Source organism: Longimonas sp., assembly GCF_046498435.1.
Classification (GTDB): Bacteria; Bacteroidota; Rhodothermia; order Rhodothermales; family Salinibacteraceae; genus Longimonas.
Genome location: NZ_JAWOAR010000348.1, coordinates 1 through 3,310, shown reverse-complemented (window position 1 = coordinate 3,310; position 3,310 = coordinate 1). Strand labels below are relative to the sequence as shown.

General features: G+C 60.6%; 3 protein-coding genes. All 3 read left to right on the top strand.

What is annotated here, in order from left to right; genetic code table 11:
- The first annotated feature begins 142 nt into the window (after positions 1-142).
- On the top strand, positions 143-454 hold the full coding sequence (locus R6U20_RS13620; RefSeq protein ID WP_410338384.1) for a hypothetical protein: 312 nt from the start codon (positions 143-145) through the stop codon (positions 452-454).
- Positions 455-469: 15 nt separating this feature from the next.
- On the top strand, positions 470-2,473 hold the full coding sequence (locus tag R6U20_RS13615; protein WP_410338383.1) for a hypothetical protein: 2,004 nt from the start codon (positions 470-472) through the stop codon (positions 2,471-2,473).
- A 100-nt stretch (positions 2,474-2,573) separates the two neighbouring features.
- Positions 2,574-3,310 (top strand): glycosyltransferase family 8 protein (locus tag R6U20_RS13610; RefSeq protein WP_410338382.1); only part of this gene is annotated, 737 nt, incomplete at its 3' end.

Below are 3,310 nucleotides of genomic sequence, written 5' to 3'. Positions count from 1 at the left end.
ACCACGGCGCCGGGGTTCGCGCGCCGGGGGTGATCGGGGGTCGCCGCCCACGGAACCGCATCGGCGTGCGACACGTCTCCAGGGTCGAGCCTTGGGAGGATAGCACACGGGCCGCTGCGCGGGATGAACGTCGGCCGTCGCGATGTCGACCGACGACGAGGCCATGGCGGCGATATCGCGCCTGCTCGATGAGCCGGGCCTGTATGCCGAAATGGTGGCTCATGGACAGCAGCGCGCCCAGGATTTTACTCCGGAGCGCGTTGCCGAGCGATGGGCCGAGATTCTCTTCGACAAGGTTCCGCGCATTGCCGAAACCTCCGCCTTTCGCCTCTCGCGTCCTCTTCCGCTTTCCATGCGCCAGGTTTGGAACGTAGGCGCCCTGCCCCCTGCCCCGCATGAAGCACGCAAGATGGCTGGATTCACGTACCGCAAACTCCGCCAACTGGCGGGATAACCCCCCTGCACTGCTATGACTTCTTTACCTGTCCCCGCAGCTGCTCCTGCTGCCTCTGCCAACGCTGTGGTATGCTCATTCGACGTGTTTGACACGGTGCTAACACGTGCTGTAAGCCCACCTACTGCTGCGTTTCTATTGGAGGGCGAGCGGGCGGCCACAGTGCTGCCTACCGGCTACTCGCCGCGCGCCTTTGCCGAGGCACGCCGAGCGGCTGAGCAGCGCGCTCTGCGGTGGCACGGCGACCGCATGACGTTCAATGACATTTACCGCGAATTGCGCAATACGAATCCTGATGTGGATTGGGATCGGGTTCAAGATGTGGAACTGGAAGTGGAGCGCGATCTCTTGACTCCAGTTCCTGAAGGATGCGATCTGCTCCAGCGGTGCCGTGCGGCAGGCCATTCGATCATCTTCATGTCAGATATGTATCTCCCGGCTGCGTTCATCCAGGCGCAACTGGAGGCGCATGACCTGTGGCAGTCCGGCGACCGGCTGTTTGTGTCGTGCGAGCATGGGTGCAAAAAGGGGAAGGGACTGTTCGACGTGGTGTACGACACGCTCGGCATCGCCCCTGAGGCGCTAACGCACTATGGCAACTGTCGTAGTGCGGATGTGCGTGGAGCGCAAGCCCAGGGCAGCACAGCCGTGCATGTTACAGAAGCAAATCCAAACCGATACGAGGCGGCACTGGAAGGCTATGCGCAATCGACGAGCGGGCTTAGTGCCCTCATAGCTGGAGCCGCCCGTCATGCTCGGCTGCATACCTCGGCCTCCACTCGCCACGAACAGGCCCTACGTACCGGAGCAGCAAGCGTGCTGGCTCCGGTGTGCACCGCTTTCGTGATGTGGCTCTTGCAGGAGGCCAAGCGGCACGGTTTGGAACGATTGTATCTCACAGCGCGCGACGGACATGTGCTCTTGCCGATTGCCCAACGGCTGGCGCCGCTCATGGGGGTGAAGTGCGAGTTTCGCTATCTGTATCTAAGCCGTGCTTCCATTGCAACAGTCCACCCCGATCCTGAGGTGCTGGAGCGCTCGCTGGAGTTTGAAACAACCAGCGTCGAGGCTCCGATGGAACGTCTGGAAGAAACACTGGGGCGCCCCCGCGAGCGGAAGGAGCCACGCAGGCAAGACGTGCTCGTACAAGAGGCGCCCGTACGATACGATCGCGCTGCTGAAGCCGCCCCTACATCGACAGATGCCCATAGTCTGTTTTGTCAGTATCTGCGTCAGGAGGGGCTCGATCGTCCGTTGCGTTCCGGGTTTGTGGATGTGGGCTGGAAAGGCACCACCCACAGCTTACTCAACGATCTACTGCTTAGCGAGGGGATGATTGAGACGCCGATGCCGGGTCTGTTCTTTGGAATGAGCGCCAAGCAGCAGCCGTTTGCTTCGCATCGAACCGCCTATTTCTTTGATGAACATAGGCATACGGGATACCGCGATGTGTTGCTTGGAAGCGGCATCTACACGCTGCTCGAAATGTTCTGCACCGCCGACCATGGATCGGCTATCGGATACGAACAGACTGATCATGGCGTGCAGCCTGTCCTGGAATCCACCTGGCCCGCCCGCATGGAAAACTGGGGGCTTCCTGTGGTGCGCGAAACGGTGGATGCGTTTCTTGATGGACTCACGCAAGACGCGGCGCTCCTACATGCGTCTGCGGACCTGCGCCCCGCGCTGGCCGAGGTCATCCAGATGTTCTGGCAGACGCCCCGTATGGCGGAAGCTGAGGCGTGGGGCCAGTTTCCACGTGAGCAAGGGCATGCGCATCAGCAGGGCACCAAGCCCCTGGCTCCACGCTATCCGTGGACGGCGCCTGCGCTGTTTGCCCGCCACGGCCCGAGCGCTCATGAGAAGATGACCCATAAGTTTTCGTGGCCAGCGGCCTCCCTGCTTCGCTCGCATGCCCTGGTACGCCAGGGGGTAACCGCTGCCTTAACGGCTCGTGCTGGTACGAAGCGCATCTACCATGCCCTGCGCCGCCGATGGCCCGGAAGCGGCGCTAAATGATGGGCTTTACAGCCTGCTGTGTCGATAATCAGACACTCAGAACGACTCCCTAACGACGTTACATTGACTTACAACTCCTTATCCCCGTAGTGTACACATCATGGCTGACCTCTTACCGTCGCATAGACTGACCTTTGTACTGAGCGCCGACGACGCTTATGCACGTCCGCTGGCCGTGGCGGCATACTCGGCCCTGGCGCACCTGGCTCCAAACTGGTCGGCCGACATCTACGTCATCGATGGAGGCATTAGCGCGGCTCACCGAGCGCGCATTGCTCGTGTAGTCGAAGCGGCTCCAGCACCTACTACGCTCCACTGGCTGACGGTGCGTCCCGACCGTGTGCAGGATTTACCTGTGCTGAACGACTGGATCAGCACCAGCGCCTACTTGCGGCTCTATCTTCCTGAACTCCTCCCCAACACGTGTGAGCGTGTCATCTACCTGGACAGCGACCTCCTGGTTAATGCCAGCCTGGTTCCGCTGTGGACGGAGCCACTGGACGAGGTGGCGCTCTGTGCGGTGCAAGACTACTACACGCCGTATGTGTCGTCAACGCGGGGACTTGACTACTATCAGGAGTTGGATCTGTCGCCGCGCACGCCATACTTTAATGCAGGCGTGATGGCAATCAATCTGTCGTACTGGCGCGCCCACAACATCGGGCAGACGGCCCTTCAGTACATTGAAACGTATCGCGATCGCCTTAACTTTCACGATCAGGAAGGACTCAATGCAGCTGTGGCCGGACGTTGGAAGCCGCTCGACCCGACCTGGAATCTGTTTGTAACCCCTGATCGCTTGAAGCATGTGCCGCATTCAGAGGTGCGAAGCGCCTT